The sequence below is a fragment of the Bradyrhizobium sp. 25ACV genome, assembly GCF_054863005.1.
The window spans coordinates 1-271 of record NZ_JAVAYO010000099.1; the positions used below are offsets into that span (position 1 = coordinate 1).

Consider the following 271-nt stretch of genomic DNA (forward strand, 5'->3'; position numbering starts at 1 on the left):
TTCCGGAAACGCATGGCGCAACGCGAAGAAGGCACCGTGCAACACCATTTCGGCGCTGCCGCCAAGGCCATCGAGGCGGAACGCGCCAAGGCGCAAGCGGAAGCCCCCCGGGCGGTGAAATCATCGGCGCCGGCACCCGCCTCCGTCCCACCCCAGGGTTTCCGCGTGGTCTGCTCCGAACCCGAGAGGGAAGCGGACAAGGTCGACCAGCTCTTCGAAGCCTTTGTTAGCGCGAAAAAACAGGCCGGCGAAGAAACTGCCAAGCTCACGC

At 64.9% G+C, this 271-nt stretch carries 1 protein-coding gene; it reads left to right on the plus strand.

Annotated features, from left to right (window positions below):
* Nucleotides 1-12: 12 nt before the first annotated feature.
* The coding region (locus RAD04_RS38735; RefSeq protein ID WP_461627975.1) for a hypothetical protein at nt 13-271 on the plus strand (259 nt) is incomplete at its 3' end.